This is a genomic window from Actinoallomurus sp. CA-150999 (genome assembly GCF_050942425.1).
Lineage (GTDB): Bacteria > Actinomycetota > Actinomycetes > Streptosporangiales > Streptosporangiaceae > Actinoallomurus.
Map to the genome: position 1 here is coordinate 8,566,764 of NZ_CP192063.1, position 19,318 is coordinate 8,586,081.

18 protein-coding genes are annotated in these 19,318 nt (G+C 71.9%); 6 read left to right on the forward strand and 12 right to left on the reverse strand.

Translation table 11 applies throughout. From position 1 onward, the window contains the following. The first annotated feature begins 63 nt into the window (after positions 1–63). Positions 64–1,161 carry an NAD(P)/FAD-dependent oxidoreductase gene (locus tag ACQP2O_RS39635; RefSeq protein ID WP_433174323.1) on the forward strand — a complete coding sequence of 366 codons (1,098 nt, stop codon included), beginning with the start codon at positions 64–66 and terminating at the stop codon, positions 1,159–1,161. 21 nt (positions 1,162–1,182) lie between these two features. Here ACQP2O_RS39635 and ACQP2O_RS39640 read toward each other — a convergent pair whose 3' ends face one another. Both ACQP2O_RS39640 and ACQP2O_RS39645 read right to left on the reverse strand, forming a co-directional pair. Next, positions 1,183–2,160 carry an aldo/keto reductase gene (locus ACQP2O_RS39640; protein WP_433174324.1) on the reverse strand — a complete coding sequence of 326 codons (978 nt, stop codon included), beginning with the start codon at positions 2,158–2,160 and terminating at the stop codon, positions 1,183–1,185. A 72-nt stretch (positions 2,161–2,232) separates the two neighbouring features. Next, positions 2,233–3,210: an aldo/keto reductase gene (locus ACQP2O_RS39645; protein ID WP_433174325.1), complete on the reverse strand. Its 978-nt coding sequence runs from the start codon at positions 3,208–3,210 to the stop codon at positions 2,233–2,235. Between the two features lie 127 nt (positions 3,211–3,337). Here ACQP2O_RS39645 and ACQP2O_RS39650 point away from each other — a divergent pair, with 127 nt between their 5' ends. Further along, on the forward strand, positions 3,338–4,234 hold the full coding sequence (locus ACQP2O_RS39650) for a helix-turn-helix transcriptional regulator (RefSeq protein ID WP_433174326.1): 897 nt from the start codon (positions 3,338–3,340) through the stop codon (positions 4,232–4,234). Positions 4,235–4,411: 177 nt separating this feature from the next. Here the strand turns inward: ACQP2O_RS39650 and ACQP2O_RS39655 are convergent, their stop codons facing one another. The 5 genes from ACQP2O_RS39655 to ACQP2O_RS39675 all read right to left on the reverse strand — a co-directional run bounded on the left by ACQP2O_RS39655 (position 4,412) and on the right by ACQP2O_RS39675 (position 9,404). Beyond that, positions 4,412–6,148, reverse strand: coding sequence for an FtsX-like permease family protein (locus ACQP2O_RS39655; protein ID WP_433174327.1), 1,737 nt, complete (start codon positions 6,146–6,148; stop codon positions 4,412–4,414). After that, a complete protein-coding gene (locus ACQP2O_RS39660; RefSeq protein WP_433174328.1) occupies positions 6,148–6,873 on the reverse strand; it encodes an ABC transporter ATP-binding protein in 726 nt (241 codons plus the stop codon). The genes ACQP2O_RS39655 and ACQP2O_RS39660 overlap by 1 nt, the downstream gene beginning before the upstream one ends. A gap of 2 nt (positions 6,874–6,875) precedes the next feature. Beyond that, the gene (locus ACQP2O_RS39665) at positions 6,876–7,382 is read right to left on the reverse strand and encodes a PadR family transcriptional regulator (protein ID WP_433174329.1); all 507 of its coding nucleotides are present in this window, start codon (positions 7,380–7,382) and stop codon (positions 6,876–6,878) included. Positions 7,383–7,462: 80 nt separating this feature from the next. Continuing rightward, complete coding sequence (locus tag ACQP2O_RS39670) at positions 7,463–8,488, reverse strand: helix-turn-helix transcriptional regulator (protein WP_433174330.1); 1,026 nt, start codon at positions 8,486–8,488, stop codon at positions 7,463–7,465. A gap of 178 nt (positions 8,489–8,666) precedes the next feature. Further along, entirely contained in the window at positions 8,667–9,404 is a 738-nt protein-coding gene (locus tag ACQP2O_RS39675; protein WP_433174331.1) for a hypothetical protein, read from the reverse strand. A 220-nt stretch (positions 9,405–9,624) separates the two neighbouring features. Between ACQP2O_RS39675 and ACQP2O_RS39680 the strand changes: the two genes are divergently transcribed. Beyond that, entirely contained in the window at positions 9,625–11,469 is a 1,845-nt protein-coding gene (locus tag ACQP2O_RS39680) for an N-6 DNA methylase (protein ID WP_433174332.1), read from the forward strand. Between the two features lie 13 nt (positions 11,470–11,482). Continuing rightward, positions 11,483–12,925 (forward strand): bifunctional serine/threonine protein kinase/MFS transporter, encoded by a 1,443-nt coding sequence (locus ACQP2O_RS39685; RefSeq protein WP_433174333.1) that lies wholly within the window; start codon positions 11,483–11,485, stop codon positions 12,923–12,925. Between the two features lie 163 nt (positions 12,926–13,088). On the opposite strand, the gene ACQP2O_RS39690 is transcribed toward ACQP2O_RS39685, so the two are convergent. After that, positions 13,089–13,652, reverse strand: coding sequence for a hypothetical protein (locus ACQP2O_RS39690; protein ID WP_433174334.1), 564 nt, complete (start codon positions 13,650–13,652; stop codon positions 13,089–13,091). Between the two features lie 205 nt (positions 13,653–13,857). On the opposite strand from ACQP2O_RS39690, the gene ACQP2O_RS39695 reads away from it, so the two are divergent. Further along, entirely contained in the window at positions 13,858–14,568 is a 711-nt protein-coding gene (locus ACQP2O_RS39695) for a hypothetical protein (RefSeq protein ID WP_433174335.1), read from the forward strand. Positions 14,569–14,625: 57 nt separating this feature from the next. Here ACQP2O_RS39695 and ACQP2O_RS39700 read toward each other — a convergent pair whose 3' ends face one another. The 3 genes from ACQP2O_RS39700 to ACQP2O_RS39710 all read right to left on the reverse strand — a co-directional run bounded on the left by ACQP2O_RS39700 (position 14,626) and on the right by ACQP2O_RS39710 (position 16,766). Further along, positions 14,626–15,033, reverse strand: a complete 408-nt coding sequence (locus ACQP2O_RS39700; protein ID WP_433174336.1) for a hypothetical protein — start codon at positions 15,031–15,033, stop codon at positions 14,626–14,628. A 69-nt stretch (positions 15,034–15,102) separates the two neighbouring features. Next, a complete protein-coding gene (locus ACQP2O_RS39705) occupies positions 15,103–16,173 on the reverse strand; it encodes a hypothetical protein (protein ID WP_433174337.1) in 1,071 nt (356 codons plus the stop codon). Next, complete coding sequence (locus ACQP2O_RS39710) at positions 16,170–16,766, reverse strand: SigE family RNA polymerase sigma factor (protein WP_433174338.1); 597 nt, start codon at positions 16,764–16,766, stop codon at positions 16,170–16,172. Before ACQP2O_RS39710 ends, ACQP2O_RS39705 begins: the two co-directional genes overlap by 4 nt. 142 nt (positions 16,767–16,908) lie before the next feature. Between ACQP2O_RS39710 and ACQP2O_RS39715 the strand changes: the two genes are divergently transcribed. Beyond that, on the forward strand, positions 16,909–18,486 hold the full coding sequence (locus ACQP2O_RS39715) for an MFS transporter (protein WP_433174339.1): 1,578 nt from the start codon (positions 16,909–16,911) through the stop codon (positions 18,484–18,486). Here the strand turns inward: ACQP2O_RS39715 and ACQP2O_RS39720 are convergent. Beyond that, positions 18,403–19,314, reverse strand: a complete 912-nt coding sequence (locus ACQP2O_RS39720) for an SDR family NAD(P)-dependent oxidoreductase (protein WP_433174340.1) — start codon at positions 19,312–19,314, stop codon at positions 18,403–18,405. The two genes, ACQP2O_RS39715 and ACQP2O_RS39720, sit on opposite strands and share 84 nt — an antisense overlap. Between the last annotated feature and the right edge of the window lie 4 nt (positions 19,315–19,318).

Below are 19,318 nucleotides of genomic sequence, written 5' to 3' on the forward strand. Positions count from 1 at the left end.
CGGCCTCTCGTCATGGTGGGCCGCGCATGCCGCCCAACGACGGCAATGCGCGGAGGAGCGGGAATGAATCACACAGTGGTGGTCATCGGTGGAGGGTATGGAGGGTCGCTGGTCGCCAAGGAGCTGGACTCGGAGGCGGACGTCACGCTCATCGACCCCCGGGAGGCCTTCGTCAACGCGGCCGCGTCGCTGCGGGCACTGACTCGACCGGACTGGGCGCACAACGCGTTCTTCTCGTTCGCGACGCTGCTTCGACAGGGACGGGTGATCCGCGACAGAGCCGTCTCAGTGGATCCGAAGGGCGTCACGCTCGCTTCGGGCGAGCGATTCGAGGCCGATTGTCTGGTCCTGGCCACCGGCTCCGGCTACACGTATCCGGCCAAACCGAACCATGCGTCGACGAGCATCGCCCAGCAACTGGACGATCTGCGCGCGACCCACCGGGAGCTGGCCGGCACCGACCGCGTGCTGATCCTCGGCGCCGGCCCGGTCGGCCTGGAGCTCGCCGGCGAGATCAAGGACGTCTGGCCGGACAAGTACGTGGTCATCCTCGACCGGGCCGATCGGTTGCTCCCCGGCTTCCTTCCCGAGGTGCGAGACGAGCTGCGCCGGCAGCTGGACGAGCTCGGCATCGACGTGCGGCTGGGTACCGGCCTGACCGCGTTGCCGACGGTCGAGGCAGGTCGGGCCGACCGCTTCGCGGTCACCACCGACCAGGGTGAACGGATCGTGGCGGACATCTGGTTTCGAGCCTTCGGGGTCGAGATCAACACCGGCTACCTGGCCGACGGAGCCCTCTCACCGCTGACCGAGCAGAAAACGGTTCCGGTCACCGAGCGACTGAACGTCCAGGGCTACGAACACGTCTACGCGATCGGAGACATCGCCGCTCTCCCCGACCCCAAGATGGCCTCCTACGCGATGACACATGCCGACGTCGTGGTGAAGAACATCAAAGCGCAGCTGGCCGGCGACCAGCCGGGCGCCGTTCACACACCGACGCCCGAGCGAAGGATCCTGCTTCCGCTGGGAACGCGCGCGGGCATCGGCCAGCTCCCGACACCAGACGGTGTCGCGGCGGCCACGGCGGAGACGGTCTACCAACGCAAGGGCGCCGACCTGTTCACCGCGCGGTTCGCCTCCCGGTTCGGCCGCGCCTGACAGATCCGGTGGTTCCAGCGGTCAGAAGTACGTGGGCTCGCGCGGGGTGTAGTGCTCCTCGAGCGAGCGGACCTCGTCGTCGGTGAGCCGGACGTCGAGCGCCGCGACGGCGTCGGCCAGGTGGTGTGGCTTGGTGGCGCCCACGATGGGCGCGCTGACGACGGGGTTGTTCAGCACCCAGGCCATGGCCACCGTCGCCATCGAGACGCCGCGTGCCTCGGCGATGCGCTGGACCGCGTCCACGGTCGCCTTGTCGCTGTCGAGGAAGAGCGGACGGCCCTGCTGGTCGGTGGTCGGGTTGCTCTGGGCGCGGGTCGTGCTCTTCTCGCCCCAGGGCCGGGCGACCAGGCCGGCGGCCAGCGGGCTCCACGGCAGGCTGCCGACGCCCTGGTCGGCGAGGAGACCGAACATCTCCCGCTCTTCCTCGCGCTGCACCAGGTTGTACTGGTCCTGCATGGAGATGAACTTCGTCCATCCGTTCGTCTCGGCGGCGTGCTGCATCGCGGCGAACCGCCACGCCCACATCGACGACGCGCCGAGATAGCGGACCTTGCCGGCCTTCACGACGTCGTGCAGCGCCTCCATCGTCTCCTCCACCGGAGTCTCCGGGTCGAACCGGTGAATCTGGTAGAGGTCGATGTAGTCGGTGTCGAGCCGGCTCAGGGAGGCGTCGACCTGCTCCATGATCGCCTTGCGGGACAGCCCTGAGCCGCCAGGGCCCTCGTGCAGCGGGAAGAAGACCTTGGTGGCCAGGACGATGTCGTCGCGGCGCGTGTACTTCTTCAGCGCACGTCCGACGATCTCCTCCGAGGTGCCCTGCCCGTAGATGTTGGCGGTGTCCCAGAAGGTGATGCCGAGCTCGATGGCCTGCCGGAAGATCGGCTCGGCCCCCTCGTCGCCGAGCGCCCACGACGCTCTTTCGGAAGCGCCGAAGCTCATGCAGCCCAGCGCGATGCGGCTGACCTTCAGCCCGGACGTGCCCAGACGGGTGTACTCCATCGTGAATCTCCTGATCGTGAAATCCGTTGTGCGGCCGCTCTCGCCGCCGCGTGTTCCTACCCGCCCGGCGGGTCAGTACCGGCTTCCGGTCGGCGCGGGCAGTGCGTCGAGGTCGGCCAGGTCCGCCGCGCTCAGCTCGACATCGCCGGCTCCGGTGTTGTCCACCAGGTACTTCGGGGTCTTGGTCCCGGGGATCGGCACGACGTACCGGCCCTGGGCCACCACCCAGGCGAGCGCCACCTGTGCCGGGGTGACCCCGGCCCGCTCGGCGATCTCACGCACCCGGCCGACGATGGCCAGGTTGGCGCGCAGCGCGTCCTGCTGGAAGCGTGGCAGCCGACGGCGTCGGTCGTCTTCGGGCAGGTCGTCGAAGGAGGAGAACCGGCCGACGAGGAATCCTCGCCCCAGCGGGGAGAACGGCAGGAAGCCGATGCCCTGCTCCTCGCAGTACGGCAGGACCTCATCCTGTACGTCCCGGGTCCACAGGGAGAACTCCGACTGCACGGACGTCACCGGGTGTACCGCCTGAGCCCGCTTGATCTGCTCCACGGTCACCTCGGACAGGCCGAGATAGCGGGCCTTGCCCGCCGCCACGGCCTCCGCCATCGCCCCCCAGGTCTCCTCGAGCGGCACCTGCGGGTCGACCCGGTGTAGCTGGTACAGGTCGACGTGGTCCGTGCCGAGACGGCGCAGGCTCTCGTCGATCGACCTGCGGACGTGCTCGGGGCGGCCGTCATTGACGATGAGCGGGGAGTCGTCGGGGCCGCCGGTCGGGTCGCTCACGACCAGTCCGACCTTGGTGGCCAGCACCGCGCGCTCGCGGTGGCCGCCGGCGAGGGCCCGGCCGACCAGCTCCTCGTTGGTGTACGGGCCGTACACGTCGGCCGTGTCAAGCAGCGTCACGCCCAGATCGAGGGCCTGGTGGATCACCGAGATCGACGTCTTCTCGTCCCTGGCGGCCTTCATGTCGTACAAGAAGGTCATCCCCATGCAGCCCAGGCCGATGACGCCGGTCTCCGGGCCCTTGCTGCCAAGTGTGGTGGTGCGCATGCCATCAAGCCTTCCAGCCGAGTTCGCCGCGTGGCAGACCGCGCCGTGCCGGGGAGTGGTGTTCGGGGGTGTGACAGGGCCCCCCACGTGACTGTCAGGCGGATGACGGCGCCGCCAGACTGGAGACATGACGAGGCAGCAGAGCGGCGGTGCCGGCGGTACGGAGCTGGGGCGTTTCCTGCGCGCCCGCCGCACTCAGGTGACCCCCGCGGAAGTCGGCCTCACGGTCGGCCCCGGCCTGCGGCGTACCCCCGGCCTGCGCCGTGAGGAACTGGCCACCCTCGCCGGGGTGAGCATCGACTACTACACGCGCCTGGAACGCGGCAAGGAGACCCGCCCCAGCCCGCCGGTCGTCGACGCCCTCGCCCGTGCCCTCCGCCTGGACGAGGCGGAACACGACCACCTGCGTGAGCTCGCGCTGCGGGCCGCCCGCCAGACCCCGGAGCCGCCGACCGTCCCCAGCCGGACCGTACGGCCCGGCGTCAAGCTGTTGCTGGAGAGCCTGCGGCCCAACCCCGCGTACGTGGTCAGCCGCAGCACCGACCTGCTGGCGTACAGTCCCGCCGCGCTGCGGCTGTTCGCCGGGATGGAGGACTGGCCGGTCAAGCAGCGCAACATCGCGCGCTATGTCTTCCTCCACCCTGCGGCGCGCGACCTGTTCGACGACTGGGACAATCAGGTCCGTGGCTGTGTCGCCCGCCTGCGAGCCGTGGCGGGCACCGATCCCGACGCCCCCGACCTCGCCCAGCTCGTCGGCGAGCTGCTGCTCAAGAGCCCCGAATTCGCGCGCCTGTGGGAGCGCTATGACGTGAAGGCGCGCCCGTACGGCCGTAAGACCTACCATCACCCGGAGGTCGGCGACCTCACCCTCGGCTACCAGTCCATGCAGCTGGAAGGCACTCCCGGCCAACGCCTCAACGCCTACTACGCCGAACCCGGCACCCCCGACTACGACGCGATGGTCCTCCTCGACATGGCCGGCTCCGAGCCCTCCTCCCGGCCCGCCGCACGGCAGCGACCCTGAGATCGCGGCGACCGGGGGTCAGTCGGAGCGTGGGGCCTCGTCGCGGCGGGTCTGCCGACCGGGGCGGCGTTCGTGTCGCCCGTGTCGTCGTCCATGGTCTCGGTCAGCCGAGTTCGGGAGTGTCCCCCCGGTTCCCCGGCCACGTCGCCGAAACCTGGTACGGGCCGGGGGGGACGCTCACTCGGTGCGTAGTACCTCGGCGACGGGGCGCCGGCCGGCCATGCGGACCGGAAGGGCGGTGAGGAGCGCGACCACCACGATGGTCCCCGGGATGACGGCGGGCAGCCACGCGTACGGGATCGCGCCGCCGCCCGACGCGCCGCCGGCCATCCGGGCCGCGACGTAGACCGCCAGGCCGAGGGGGATGCCGAAGGTCCCGGCCACGGCGGCGGGGAGCAGCTGTGCCGCCGACAGCCCGGCGGTCACCTGACCCGGGGTCGCGCCGAGGGCGCGGGCGAGCGCGGTCGGCCGGCGGGAGTCGAGCGACGTCGCCCACGCGATGAGGACCGCGTTGACCGCCGCGAGCGCCAGCAGCGCGACGGTGAGCGCGAGCACGACCTGGTCCACCTGCTCGGTCACCGGGTTGGGGACGCCGGGCACGAACATGATCCCGGTCGTCCGGGCGTCCTTCCGGGCGATGTCGCCGTGCATGGCGATCGCCGCGACGACCATCGCGGCGGTGATCGCCAGACTGATCAGGGCGAGCACGGCGCGGCGCGGGCGGCGCACCGCGAGACGGACGCCGAGCAGGAGCGGCACCGGGAGACGGGCGGACAGCGCGATCAGGCGAGGCGACCGCCGGGGCATCCGTGCCGGACCGGACAGCGCCCGTACGGTGCTGGTCCGGGCGCCGCGGATCGCCGGGACCAGGGTCGCCGCGCCGGTCACCGCGAGGGCCACCACGACCACGATCGCCGCCGATCCGGGCGTCAGGTCCGGTCGGCCGGCGTCCAGCAGCCCGGCGCTCGGCCGGGCCAGCGCCGGGGCCGCCGCCCAGCCGGCGACGAGCCCCACGGCCGCCGCCGCGACGGCCACCAGCAGGTGCTCGGCGAGCAGGACGAACGCGACCATCCGGGGCGTCGCGCCGACCGCCTTGAGCAGCCCGACCCGGCGGTTCTGGTCCGCGAGACGCCCGCCGACCAGGACCGCCACGCACGCGACGGCCAGCAGGGCGAGCGCCCAGGTGCCGGTCAGCAGGGCCCGGTCGACCAGGTGGAGTTCGGCGGTGGCGTACGCCCCCATGTCCTGCCAGGAGCGGACGTTCCGGTGCGCGGCGGCGAAGGCGGGCGCGGCGGCCGGGTCGGCGAGGCGGATCGGCATCACCTGGGAGGTCACCGGCCTGCCGAGCGACTTCACGTCGGCCCGCGTCGTCCAGACCAGGCCGGGCGTCGCGGAGGGATAGGGCACCCGGGCGGCGGTGACGGCGATGCCCGCGACGTGGAGCCGGCGACCGGCGATCGTGATCTCGTCGCCCGGCCGTACGTTCAGGGCGTGCGCGAAGGCGCGCTCGACGACGACGCCACCGTGCCGGACCCAGCCGCCCGCGGTGACCTGCGGCCGGTCGATCGGTCCGGTGACGGTGTCGCGTCCCTGCACGGCCGCCGCGACGCGGACGTTCCGGACGCGCAGGTCCTCGACCGAGACGCTGGGGTACGGGCCGGCCGTCCCGGTGACGCCGGGCGCGTGCGCGAGCGCGGCCAGATCGGCGGACCGGGGTGCCGTGGCGACGGCGTCGGGACCGGCGGTGGCGGCGCGCGTACGGTCCCAGGGCCGGTCGGCCGATCCTCCCACCGTCAGGCCGAGAGCGAGCGTCGTCGTGGTCGCCGCGAGGGCGATCAGCAGCAGGAACGCCTCGGCTCGGCGGCGGCGCAGGTCGCGCAGCGCCAGGCGGATCACCACGGTGAGCGTGCTCATCAGCCCTCCAGCCCGGCGTACGCCCCGAGGTCACCGCTCGTGCCGGCCAGGTTCGTCTGGCCGACGAGCGCGCCGTCGCGCATGGTGACCACGCGGTCCGCCGTCGCCGCGACGCGGGACTCGTGCGTGACCAGCAGGAGGGTCTGCCCCTCGGCGCGCAGCGCGGCGAACAGTCGCAGCACCTCGGTGGTCGCCGCACTGTCGAGGTTGCCGGTGGGCTCGTCGGCCAGCACGATGAGCGGCCGGCCGATCAGGGCGCGGGCGACCGCGACCCGCTGGCGTTGCCCGCCGGACAGCGCCGCGGGCAGGTGGCTCGCGCGGTCGGTCAGCCCGACCCGTTCCAGCAGCGCGGCGGCCCGCCGCCGGGCCTCGCGGGGACCGACGCCGGCGAGCAGGGCGGGCAGTTCGACGTTCTCCTGGGCGGTGAGCTCGTCGACGAGCTGGAATGCCTGGAAGACGAACCCGATCGCCTGCCGCCGGAGCCGAGCGAGCTCGGTCTCCGACATCCGGTCGATCCGCCGGTCCGCCAGGTGCACCTCTCCGCCGGTGGGGCGTTCGAGCCCGCCGAGCAGGTGCAGTAGCGTCGACTTGCCGCAGCCGCTCGATCCCACGATGGCGACGGTCTCCCCGGGCGTCACGTCGAGGTCGACGTGGTCGACCGCGCGGACCAGGCTCGTTCCCGTGCCGTACTCCTTGCGCAGCCCGCGAGCCCGCAGTATTGCCATGGTCAGCCCCTTCGGTCCCAGTGCCGGGCGCAGGCGTCGAGCCAGCGCAGGTCGGCCTCCAGCCGCAGCGTCACGCCTTCGATGAGCAGCGCCGCCGCCGAGCCGTCCGGCTCGTTCAGCGCGGCGCGCTGCACGTCGGCCAGGCGGCGCAGCAGCTCCCGGCGCTGGGCCTCCACGAGGTCCAGCGGGTCGGCGAGCCGGGCCGCCGCCGCGGCGACGAGCTTCAGGTGGAACTCACTCGGCTTGCCCCAGGTCAGGTCGGCGAGCCAGGCGTCGACGCGCTGCCGGCCCTCGGCCGTCAGCTCGTACACCTTCCGGTCCGGCCGGTGGACCTGGCCGACGTGCTCGGCGGTCACCAGCCCGGACTTCTCCAGCCGGGACAGGGTGACGTAGACCTGCCCGGCGTTGAGCGCGTCCCCGATCGGGCCGAGCGCGTCTTGCAGCCGGGCCCGCAGCTCGTAGCCGTGGGAGGGCTCCTTGGCCAGCAGTGCCAGCACGACGTCCTGCACGAGTGATCACCTCTAACGGTTAGCCATATAGATAACGGCTAGCCGTGGACGGCGTCAAACCGGGCCGGGCCCGAAGCGCGTCAGTTGGTGATGGCGGCGAGGAGCTCGTCGCGGGAGCCGGCGCCGGTTTTGCGGTACACCGCCTTGAGGTGGTCGTTCACCGTGTAGACCGAGACACCGAGGCGGCGGGCGACGTGCTTGGCCGCCGACGCGTCGCGCAGCTGGGTGATGATCTGGCGTTCGCGAGGGGTGATCCCGTACCAGTCGCAGAAGTGCGGGAGCAGCCGCTCGCCGTCCGCGGCCTGGATGATGACCGCCACGTCCCCGGTGGCGTCGCCGTCCAGCGGTTGCGCCTCGCACACCATCCACCGGCCGTAGCTGGCCGCCGGTCCGATGCTCGCCACGGACTCCGCGCCGGCCCTGCGGGCGCGCATCGACAGCCCGGACAGGACCGAGAGAAAGACCCAGTCGGGCGAGGTGTGGCCGCCGTTCATCCGGTCTCGCAGCGCGCGCGCCTGAGGGGTGGCCGATCGGATCGCGTGGTCCGGGCCGAGGATGACCACGCCGGGCGGTGGCACGGGAATGGCAGGAGTGAGCCGGGCCGCCGTGACATAGCCGCGCACCAGTTTGGCCAGCGCCGGCGCCGACCGCGCCACCTGGGCGATGTCACCGCCATCGAACGGCCTGCCCCCTTCGGAGCGCAGCAGCCCGATGGTCCCCCATGTTCCCCGGGCGTCCCGCAGCAGCATCCGCAGCTCGCACCCGACCCCGTGGGCGTCGAAGAGGCGCCGTACCCGCCGGTCATCGGCCCCGACCACACCCGCGGGAACCGGCAACCTGGCGAGGTCCGCGGGTTGGTTCGGATGGACGCCCGCGTGGTAGTCGCGCAGGAACGCCCGGCCGAAGTCGGCTTCCACGGCGTGCCAGAAGCTGAACGACTCGGGCCCGAACCCCGCCGCCGGAGACGTGCCCGACAGGTACAACGCGTCATGCGCCACGGCCTTCAACGCCCGGGAGACCGCCTCCCCCAGCTCGTCGCTGGTGGCCCCTTGCCTCGCCGCCGTGTACAGCTCGCGCGCCATCCGGTCCGGATCCGCCAGGCTCATCGTGGCCCCACTGTCCTGAGAAGTGAACACCAAGACGATGCGGCAGATCGTTAACTTTCCGCATCCGGGTAATCACCGATAATCGCCGGCGAGGCGGCTCGGGCTCACTCTCAGTGCAGGTTGACCAGGGCGACGCCCACGCGGTCGACGACGGTGTACGCGGCGATCGAGACGCCGGTCAGCTCGCGGTGTTGAGCTTCTTGGCCACGCGCTCGGTCAGGGTGACCGCCGAGGCTCCCTTGTCGGCGTGGCTGGAGCTGTAGAGGGTGGTGACGATCGCGTTCCCGACCCGGACGGCGGCCAGCGTCGTGCCGCCGTCCCAGGCGGACGACGTCGCGACGGCCTTGACGCCCTCATCTCCCGCGCCGCGCAGCTTGGCGCTCGTCACCTTGACCTTGGCCGCCGAGCCGCTCGAGTTGTCGGTGAACGTCGCGCAGTGGGCGAAGACCTTCCGCAGTTTCGCCATCACCTGGCGCGCGTCGTCGCCGTGGTAGGTGTCGATCTCCTGCGCGATCTCCTCGGTCTGGCCGGCGTTGGCGTAGTCGTCCTGCGCGAACGCGGCCTCGCCGATCCCCGTGACGCGGATCCAGGACGTCTGGCCGAGTGCGCCGCAGACCTTCTTCGCCGGTACGGGGGCGCTGGTGCGGGGCGCGATGCCGTCGCCGCTGTCCCGCGTGCCGTCGGCTTCGGCCCGGAAGCCCTTCGGCAGGTCGCTCGCGGGGAGCAGGAACGCCTTGAGGGCGGAGCCCTTCAGAACCTCCGGCGAGGCGGAGGCGGCCGGTGCCTTGGAACCGGCGGCCGAGTCGTGCGTAGCTTTGCCGCCGCTGCCGCCGCAGCCGCCGACGGCGAGAACGGCGGCACCGGCCGCGGCGAGGATCGCGCCGGTCCGGATCCGGCGGGCAGGGGGGATCTTCATCTCCGGTCTCCAAGGCTGAAGTAGTTGATCATGCTCACCGGATACTCACTGGTTCCGGCGCTCGCCAAGAAAAGCACATGTGAATCCAATTAACAACTGTGACGGTTGTGGTCGACTGTTCGATCACTGGGCTGTAACATCGCGACGCAGCAGCCGGGGCGCCTGGGTCGCGTTCAGGGACCGTGAAGGGGAACGACGGACCGTGCAGGACGACGCAACTGTGAGCGCGGCGGACATCGCCCGGCTGGCCGGAGTCGGACGGGCGGCCGTGAGCAACTGGCGCCGTCGGCACCCCGACTTCCCCCAGCCGGTGGGAGGCACCCCCACCAGCCCGGTCTTCGCGCTCGCCGAGATCGAGGCGTGGCTCCGCGACCAGGACAAACTCCAGGAGCTTCCGCTGGAGGAGCGGGTCTGGCAGGCGCTACGGGCCGAGGCCCGCGACGATCTGCGGGTCGCCGAGGTGCTGGCGGACGCCGGAGAGCTCCTCCTCGAACACCACGCGACCGGGGCGCTGCGGCTCGGCCGCCCGGCCGGGCCGCTGACCGCCGAGACGGCCAAGGCGGTCGCCGAACTCGCCGACACCAGAGGCGCGGTCGAGGCCTTCGAGTTCCTCTTCACCCGCTATCGGGAGACGCAGACCCGCCGCGCCTCCACCACTCCCTCCGAGGCACCCGGCCTGATGACCGCACTCGCCGGGGACGCCCGTACGATCCTCGACCCGGCCTGCGGCACCGGCGACCTCCTCCTCGCCGCACTCGGCGACGGGCGCCGCTTGCTGGGTCAGGACGCCGACCGGGACGTGGCCCGGCTGACCACCGTCCGGCTCACCCTGCTCGGCGGCGAGGCGACCGTCCTGGACGGCGACTCGCTGCGCCGCGACGCCTTCCCCGGAGCCCTGGCCGACGTGGTCCTCTGCGATCCCCCGTTCCACGAGCGCGCGTGGGGGCACGAGGAGCTCACCACGGATCCGCGCTGGGAGTACGGCCTGCCGCCGCGCCTCGAGCCGGAGCTGGCGTGGGTGCAGCACGCGCTCGCCCACCTCGAGCCGGGCGGGCGGGCGGTCGTCCTGATGCCCGCCGTCGCGGCCGGCCGCAGATCCGGCCGCCGGATCCGCGCGCAGCTGCTCCGCAAGGGCGCGCTGCGCGCCGTGGCGGGACTGTCCCCGACCCACCACCTGTGGATCCTGCGCCGCCCCGAGGGCACCCCGCCGCCGACCGTCCTCATGATCGACAGCGCCGACCCGGACACGGTCGTCACCACCTGGCGGCGGCACGCGGACGACCCCGACCACGACACGGCGGGCGTCAGCAGGGCCGTCCCCGTGATCGACCTGCTCGACGAGGAGGTCGACCTGACGCCGTCCCGTCACGTGTCCGCCGCCCGGTCCGAGCGCATCGCCGAACGCTTCACCGAGACCCACGACCGGCTGGCCACGACACTCGAGAAGGCCGGCGGTCTCGTTCCGGCCCTGCCCCCGGCGACGGGCCGCCCGGAGGCCCGATCCGTTCCGCTGTCCGAACTCGCCCGGATGGGCCACCTCACGATCCACCACGCGCCGATGCGCGGGGACACCGAGGACGGCGCCTCTCCCCTGCTCACCGCCGAAGACGTCATCGAGGGCCGCGCCCCGACGGGCAGCGTCCCCCGCGACGACGCCCGCTGGATCCCCATCGAAGCCGGCGACGTCGTGGTGGCCGTGGTCGCCCGGCACTTCGCGGTCCGGGTCGCCGAGGGCGACGGTCCCCTGCTCGGCCCGCAACTGTGCCTGATCCGCGTCGATCCCCGGCACCTCGACCCGCACTTCGTCGCCGGGGTCCTGCGCAGCTCGGCCAACGCCCGAGCGACGATCGTCCAGTCGACCGGGACGATCGGCCGGGCCGACATCCGGCGCGCCCAGGTGCCCCGCCTGTCGCTGGAGGACCAGCACCGGTACGGCGCCGCGTTCCGCCGGATGACGGAGTTCGAGTCGGCCCTGCGGAACACCGTCGCCATGGGCACCGAACTCGCGCAGCTCCTGGCCGACGGGGTCGCCGAGGGCACGCTCGCGCCTCCCGAGTCCTCGTAGGGTTCCAATGGTCATGGCATGGAACGTGGGGCAGCACTCGGTGCTGGCCGATCGCTACGAGCTGCTGACCCCGCTCGGCCGCGGAGGCATGGGCCAGGTCTGGGAGGCCGAGGACCGCCGGCTCGAGCGGCGCGTCGCGGTCAAGCTCCTGACCGAGGACACCCTCGCCGGCCACACCCGCCCGGACGAACTCGCCCGCCGGTTCGCCCGCGAGGCGGCCGTCACGGCCGGGCTCCGGCATCCCGGAGTTCCCGCCGTGTACGACGCCGGCACGTACGAGGGCGGGTTGTTCCTGGTCCTGGAGCTCGTCGAGGGCCGCACCCTCGGCGACCTGATGGCCGAGGAGGGCCCGCTGCCGCTGCCCTGGGCGACCGGGATCGCCGCGCAGATCGCGGCGGTGCTCGCCGCCGCGCACGAGCGCGGCCTCGTCCACCGCGACGTCAAACCGCAGAACGTCATGGTCACCGGCGACGGCGCCGTCAAAGTGCTCGACTTCGGCGTCGCCGCCCTGATCGACCAGACGGCGATCTCCCGGCTCACCCGCACCGGCCAGCCGGTCGGCACCCCCGCGTACATGGCACCCGAACAGCTGCGCGGCCGGCCGACCGGCCCGCACACCGACCTGTACGCGCTCGGGTGCGTACTGCACGAGATGCTCGCCGGCGAACCCGTTTTCGACGGCGCCTCACCCGCCGAGCTCATGCAGCGCCAACTCGAACAGGCTCCCGCGCCCCTGCCCCGCGACGACGTGCCCGCCGCGCTCGAGTCACTGGTCCGGCAACTCCTGGAGAAGGACCCGGCGCGCCGCCCCGCGACCGCCCGAGAGACGTACGACCGCCTCCTCCCCCACGTCGTCCCGCCAGGCCCGCTCGGCGAGATCGACATCGCGGGAGGCAGCGACCTGCACGTCTATTCCCGCGTGCTCGTACGCCTGTCGGGCACGGCCGACCCGCAGCCCGGTGCCGCGCAATCGTCCGGCGCCGCGCAATCGTCCAGCGCCGCGCAGGCGTCCGGTGGTGTTCGCGGCACGGGCGGTCATCGGCCCGCGGCCGTCCCCGACCGGTCCGGCGTGGACGCCGGAACCGTTCCAGGGCGCGGCGCACCTGTCAGGCACAGTCCGCCGGAGCCGTACGGGATCGGGTGGAAGGTGCGCCACAGCCTCTGGATGGTGCCGACGCTGGCGTTCGGGGCGGGCACCTGGCTGTCGTTCGGCTACATAGCGGTCCGGCATCGACGGTCGTCGTGGCTCATCGCCGCCGCGGTCTATCTCGTGCTGGCGGTCGTCGCCTTCGTCCTGATCGGCAGCGGCCCCGAGAACGACACCGACACGGTCCAGACGACGGTGGGCATGCTGCTGGCTCTGCTCCTGTGGCCGGCCGGGATCGTCCACGCGTCGTGGATCAACGCGACGACGCGCCTTCACCTGCTGGAGCACCGCGCCTCCGGCCCGAGGTGATCTCCGGGGAACGAAAACGGGCCCGGCGCGGGGACGCGCGGGGCCCGTGGCGGTAGGGGAAGGTCGCCGCCGACGACCACTACTTCGCCGCAGTGGTGGGGTCTTCGGCCACGGCGAAGGGGCTGGGGCACTTCTCCCGTACGCCTCCGGCCCCGATCAGCTACTACTTGATGGGCTTCAAGCTCAGGTGGGTGACCCAAGCCTCGCAGTGGCCGCCGGTGCCCTTGTCGAAATCGACCCAGAAGACGTTGGCGAGCGCGCCGAGGCTACCGACGCCCAGGTAGGCGTACTGAATCCACGGGCCCTTGTGCCAGTGGTTGTCCTCTTTGGCGTTCCAGCCGGTGTAGCCTTCGCCGCCGCTGTACCGCCAGGTGCCCGTGGCCTGCTTGACGGCCTCGATGTCCATCACGCGGGTGTTGGCGTGGTTGCCCGCCGTCTTCTGGATGGCATAGCCCCACTCGACGATCGGAACGACCGGCTTCTTCTTGGTCGGCTTGGCGGCGGTCTTCACGTAGCCCTTGAACCAGCGGCCCTTGGCCTTGCAGCTCGCGTAGGCGATGTACTTGCCCTTGGGCAGACCCGTGACCTGGCTGGTCACGGACCGCGTGTTCTGGCCGGTGCCGGCGGACGCGCTCGAGGCGGGCAGGGCGAGAGATGCTGCGACGGCGGTCGCGGCCACGGTGGCCAGCGACAGCGTCCTGATCCGAGCGACGGTCGAGGGGCGCATGCTCTTACCTCCGATGATCGGGGGTGGTGGAGGAACCGAGCAAGATCATCAGCTACGATCCCGCCCCACCGGAACCCAAGATCAACAAGGTTCACCGCCCGTCCGTACGTCGGCCATCGGCAGGTCACCGCGAGCTCGCGGAGTTTGAGGGGCCTGTACGAGGAGGTGTTCGATGATAACGATCCGTACGGCTGAAAGGTGAGTGATGTCGTTCAAGGCCGAGCAGATCGCGGGACTTGCCGAGTCCGGGTGGTCTCGCTGTGAATCGGTGGCCGAAGCGGTGGCGCGGGCCGGGCTCCCGGCGGTCACGCCCGACCATCTGGCGACCGCGTTCTCCGACGACCTGTGGGAGACCGCCGAGCGTACGGTGCTCGCGCTCCGCGACCACTTCGCCTCGGCCCGCTTCGCGGATGAGACGACGTACGGTGTCCTGCTGGTGCCCGACCCCGGCAGGCTGGACACCCGGCGCCCGATGGCCGCGGCCGTCCGGACGGACCAGCTCGGCGCGCCCACGAACGACGTGTTCGACGAGCGGCTTCCCGCCGGCGTCCCCGGCATCCCGTCCGGCAGGCCGTGGACCATGGTCGCCACGGTGACCGGCGTGTACGGTCCCTCGCTGGGCAGCCACAACCAGATCACGGCCGCGCCGCCGACGTCGTTCACGGTCGCCGGCATCGACACGAGGGCGTTGATGATCCGCCAGCTCTGGGGTGCCCGCGTCTTGCAGGGCGGTCGCCACCTTCCCGACTGCGAATCGAATCCGAGGTGGACGTTCACGCTGTTCCCCGGCGAGGGCCTCACCGATGGTCAGGCCGAGTCCGGCACCGTACTCAAGGGCAAGGTGCGTTTCCGGCTCGGCAAGCCCGACCGCGGCATCGGATCCGCGCGCGTCGCGCCCGCCATCGCCGTCACCTAGTGCCGGGGCCCGGCGAAGCCGGATCCGGATCTGCGGCCGGGCCTACGCTCGACGTACTCAGACCGGGATGAACAGCGCCTCGTACGGTGGTTCGCCGACACCGGTCGTGACGTGGCCCGTTCCCGTGGTGTCGGTGGCGAGCACCAGGTCGCCGGGGCCGAAGCGACGTCGGCCGCCGTCGCTGACCGTCACCTCGATGGTTCCGCGCAGCATCACCACCCACTGCTCACGCGGTGCCGGGTGTGCGGTGCTGTCGAACGCGGCGCTGCGTACGAACTGCACGCCACCGCTCGACGGCACTCCGCCGACCGACATGGCCGGCACTCCGTCGGTGACGTGCCGGCGTTCGAGCGCGATCTCGCCGTCCTCGAACGCCGACCCGCCATCCTCAGTACGGACGATCTTCGTGAAGCGCGTCAATTCGCTGCTATGAACCGGTTGCTCGACATCGACTGGATTGGTCATGCGCAGCAGTGTGCAGCCCGGCCTCCGGCACCGCGATTCCCTGCAGGGAATCGCGGTGGTCCTGGGCAGTCACCAGGCGGCGTCCACATGGTCGTGTCCGCGGGTGATCCAGCGAAGGCGGCCGTCGTCGACGCGGGCCACCTGGCCGCTGCCGAACAGGAGGAGGTGATCTCCGGAGCCGTCCGCTCGAACGCCCCCCGCGAAGGTCGGGACTCTCGTGAATCCGCCGACCAGGTCTCCGGTGTTCGCCGAGATCCGGGCGATGGCGCTGAAGGCCTTCAAGGAGACGACGACGGTCATCGTCCGGCCGTCCGGGTCGTAGGCGATCGCTTCGATCCGCCCGCCCTTGAGCGGGCCCTGCTGGATCCCCGCCGACCGGAGGACCCGTGCCATCAACAGATCGCCGCCCGTGGACTCCTGCGGATCGAGCAGGAGGATCGGGGCCTGCTCGATCTCCCGCCGAGCATCCCACCAGAAGACGGCGAGCGTACGGCCGTCCGGACCCCACGATGGGGCAAGCCGCGCGGAGGCGGCCGTGGGCGCGGTCCAGCTCCGGACGCCGCCGGATCGGGTGTCGAGGACGGAGACCCGATAGGTCGTCTCGCACGCCCCGCTGACGGCCACGCGTGTTCCGTCCCGGCTCACGGCCATCGCCGCGTCATCTTCGCTGATGTCGATGGGGGCGTTCGCCCGGACCCGCTGTGGCGCGTCGACCGAGCCGTCGGGCCGGAAACTCAGGCGGTACAGGCTGATCGCACACCTTCCCTCGGAGGCGGCGAGGTAGAACGTACGCCCGGTGCCGTCGGCCGCCACGGCGACGTAGCGGCCTCGCGGGGCGGGGATGTCGGCGACCTTGCGCCCGGTCACGTCGCGAATGGCCGCCGTGTCATCGGTGACGGTCACCACGCGCGATGGCCCGGTGCCGGTTAGGGGCGGGCTCTGCCGGGGTCCTCGCATCTGTCCTCCGATCGCGATGGCGGCCGCCAGGACCAGCAGAGCGCCGGCGGCGGCGAGGGGAACGGCCCACTTGGCGGTCGAGCGCCGCCGAACGGGGGCCGTGAGAGGGGACAGCGTGCCGGGCTCGACGGTACGGGCGGTCGCGGACAGCGCGTCGCGGAGGAGGTCCTCGGTGCTGGTCATGACGTCTCTCCGAGTTCTGCGAGCTTCCGGGTGAGTGCGCCGATCCCCCGCGAGATGGTGGACTTGACGGTCCCGCGGCTGATGCCCATCGCCTCGGCGATCTCGGCCTCGCCGAGGTCGAGGTAGTAGCGCAGCACGATCGCCTCGCGCTGCCGACGCGGGAGCCGTCCCAGGGCGGCCATGACCTCGCGGCGTTCCTCGCCGAGGAGCGCCGCGGACTCCGCGGACCACACGGGCGGGTCGTACGTCTTGACCATGCGCCACGCGAGCCTGCGGCGGCGAAGGACGGTACGGCACCCGTTGATGACGCTCGTACGGATGTACGGCAGGGCCCGATCCGGGTCGTCGAGCCGATCCAGTTTGCCGTGCAGCGCGGTGAAGGCGTCCTGCACCACGTCCTCCGCGCTGGCACGATCACCGACGATCAGCAGCGCCACCCGCACCATTTCCAGCTGATGTTCGCGGAACAGGGTGGTGAAGACCGCGGCCGTGTCCTGCGGCTGCCGGGAATCCGGGGAGTCGTTCGGGTCTTCGGCCGGGTCACGACGCCGGGAAGGGGGACCGTTCGCGGTCCCCAGTGTTTCGATCTCCACACCCCTAACACTCGCCACGCCTTGATCGGTTGCCTCCTGGATCGAAGCGGATACGACAGGCCGGCGTGCAACCGAAGCCGGCGGGCCGGGGTTCCCACTCCTGTACGAGTCCACCCCCGATCTTCGTCAGGAGCATGAGCCAATGAGCCGGCAACGACACAACGGGGCCCTGCTCGCGGTCCTGTTGACGGCGCCCTTCCTCTCCCAGGCCGACGCCACGATCGCCAACGTCGCCACACCGGCCATCCAGAAGGACCTGCACGCGTCGGCGACATCCGCCGAGCTCGTCATCGGCGGATATCTCATCGCGTTCGCGGTGCTGCTGATCACCGGTGCCCGGCTGGGACAGACGCACGGGTACAAGCGGGTCTTCATCCTGGGCACCGGCCTGTTCATGGCGGCGTCGCTGCTCGCCGGGCTCTCGCCCGACGCGGCGGTGCTGGTGATCACGCGGGTGGTCCAGGGCGCGGGTGCGGCGCTGATGTTCCCCCAGGCGCTCACCGGTATCCAGCTGACCTTCGCCGGAGCCGAACGCATCCGTGCGATCGGGCTCTACGGAATCGCACTGTCCGGAGGCGCCGTCACGGGCCAGATCCTCGGCGGTGTGCTCATCACGGCCGACCTCGCGGGTACCGGCTGGCGGGCCATCTTCCTCGTCAACGTGCCCGTGTGCGCCGCCGCCATGGCCGCCGCGGCGCGTCGCCTGCCCGCCGACCAGGGGCGCGGCGGCAAGAAGGTCGACTTCGCGGGCGTTGCGACGCTGTCGGTCACGGTGTTGCTGATCATCCTTCCGCTGATCCTCGGACGCCCCGAAGGATGGCCGGCGTGGACGTGGGTGTCGCTAGCCGCGAGCGTGCCGGCCCTCGCGGTGTTCGTCGCCGTCCAGCGGCGCACGTCCGCCCGCGGGCAGGCGCCGCTGGTCAACCTCCAGGTGCTGACCAGGCCGACGGTCGCGTGGGGCCTGGGCACGCTGATGGCCGCGACGGCGACCTACTACGCGCTGCTGTTCACTCTCGCCCAGTACCTGCAGAACGGCCTGGGGCACGGTCCGCTGGTCTCCGGGCTCGTCCTGGTCCCCTGGGTGGCGGCGTTCGGGCTGGCCGGCCAGGCCGCCCGGCTCGTGCCCGCAAGGGTCACCCGCGTGCTGCCGGTCGCGGGATGCGCGCTGCTCGCCGCCGCCTACCTGACCATCAGCGCCGACCTGTTCGCCGGTTCCCACAGTCTCGGGCCGCTGATCCCGTTGCTCGCCGCCGGCGGGTTCGGGCTCGGGACGCAGTTCAGCTCCCTGCTCGGCCGCCTCACCAACGCCGTCCCGCCGCGCTACGCGCCCGACATCAGCGGTGTCAGCACGACGGTCCTGCAGATCGGCGGGGCGCTCGGCGTCGCCGCCTTCGGAGCGGTCTACCTGAGCGGGGCGACGCCTCACGACGCACCGCGGACCACCCACGCGTTCGCCGTCACCGCTCTCGTCCTGGGCTGCACCGCGCTGCTGTCCACCGCGTGCTCCTGGCTGACGGTACGCAGCGGCGACGGCCCGGACGAGGACTCCTCTCCCACAGGGTCCGGCGAGTCGCCCGCCGATGACCAGGTCATCGCCTCCGCGCGAAAGCCGGAACGCCCGTTGGCGGCGAACGCATCAGACGACGTGCGCGGCGGTGAGCCGTCCGGCGGCGTCCCAGAGCTCACGTTCGCGCTGTGGGTCGTACGACTCCTCCGATGACCGGGCCACGCGGTCGCGGTCGACGTAGGATCCGGTCGGCGCCTTGGTCCTGCCGAGGACGACGTCGGCGAGGTGGCGTCCCGCGGCACCGCGGCCGGTCGCGAACGGGGTGAGGGCCATCGCCGGCAGGATGAAGCGCATCGCGAACCGGGTGACGGGGTCGGCGTTGCGGGCGAGGCCGGTGCCGGGGACGAAGCCGGGGTTGTAGGCGACGACGTCGATCCCGGCGGGCAGGCGGCGCGCGTACTCGTGCACGAGGTAGATGGCGGCCAGCTTGCTCGTCGAGTACGCGGTACGCCCGGCGGCCGTGCCTTCCGGCTTGGAGAAGGCGCCCGTACGGGCCAGGACCTCCGGGGACTGCCAGACCGGGCCGGGAACCATACCGAGGTTGTGCCTGAAGTCGCCGAAATGGGTGTCGCTGACCGTGATCACGATCCGGGCGGGAGCGGCGAAGCGGTCCTCGAGGAGGCGGACGAACAGGTGGTTGGCGAGCACGTTGATCGCGAAGGTGGACTCGAACCCGTCGGGTCCCTCGGTGAGCGCGTTCGTGTACTGCATGCCCGCGTTGCCGACGAAGCCGCGCAGCGGCGGCAGGTCACCACGGTCGAGCCGGTCCCGGATCTCGGCGGCGGCCGACCGGACGCTCTCGAGCGAGCCGAGGTCCGCCGCGACGTACGAGACCTCGCGCCCACCCGCGCCGAGCTGTGCCCCCGAGGACTCTCGGGCGACGACGAGGAGATGCACGTCCGGCGACTCGCGCAGGACGCACTCCGCGGCGACGCGGCCGATGCCGCGGGTGGCGCCCGTCATGACGATGGTGGACTGCACGGGA

Bases quoted from the DNA above. Each gene is read 5' to 3' on its own strand.
- ACQP2O_RS39635 (WP_433174323.1), top strand. From the start codon at position 64: ATGAATCACACAGTGGTGGTCATCGGTGGAGGGTATGGAGGGTCGCTG.
- ACQP2O_RS39640 (WP_433174324.1), bottom strand. From the start codon at position 2,160: ATGGAGTACACCCGTCTGGGCACGTCCGGGCTGAAGGTCAGCCGCATC.
- ACQP2O_RS39645 (WP_433174325.1), bottom strand. From the start codon at position 3,210: ATGCGCACCACCACACTTGGCAGCAAGGGCCCGGAGACCGGCGTCATC.
- ACQP2O_RS39650 (WP_433174326.1), top strand. From the start codon at position 3,338: ATGACGAGGCAGCAGAGCGGCGGTGCCGGCGGTACGGAGCTGGGGCGT.
- ACQP2O_RS39655 (WP_433174327.1), bottom strand. From the start codon at position 6,148: ATGAGCACGCTCACCGTGGTGATCCGCCTGGCGCTGCGCGACCTGCGC.
- ACQP2O_RS39660 (WP_433174328.1), bottom strand. From the start codon at position 6,873: ATGGCAATACTGCGGGCTCGCGGGCTGCGCAAGGAGTACGGCACGGGA.
- ACQP2O_RS39670 (WP_433174330.1), bottom strand. From the start codon at position 8,488: ATGAGCCTGGCGGATCCGGACCGGATGGCGCGCGAGCTGTACACGGCG.
- ACQP2O_RS39675 (WP_433174331.1), bottom strand. From the start codon at position 9,404: ATGAAGATCCCCCCTGCCCGCCGGATCCGGACCGGCGCGATCCTCGCC.
- ACQP2O_RS39685 (WP_433174333.1), top strand. From the start codon at position 11,483: ATGGCATGGAACGTGGGGCAGCACTCGGTGCTGGCCGATCGCTACGAG.
- ACQP2O_RS39690 (WP_433174334.1), bottom strand. From the start codon at position 13,652: ATGCGCCCCTCGACCGTCGCTCGGATCAGGACGCTGTCGCTGGCCACC.
- ACQP2O_RS39695 (WP_433174335.1), top strand. From the start codon at position 13,858: ATGTCGTTCAAGGCCGAGCAGATCGCGGGACTTGCCGAGTCCGGGTGG.
- ACQP2O_RS39700 (WP_433174336.1), bottom strand. From the start codon at position 15,033: ATGACCAATCCAGTCGATGTCGAGCAACCGGTTCATAGCAGCGAATTG.
- ACQP2O_RS39705 (WP_433174337.1), bottom strand. From the start codon at position 16,173: ATGACCAGCACCGAGGACCTCCTCCGCGACGCGCTGTCCGCGACCGCC.
- ACQP2O_RS39715 (WP_433174339.1), top strand. From the start codon at position 16,909: ATGAGCCGGCAACGACACAACGGGGCCCTGCTCGCGGTCCTGTTGACG.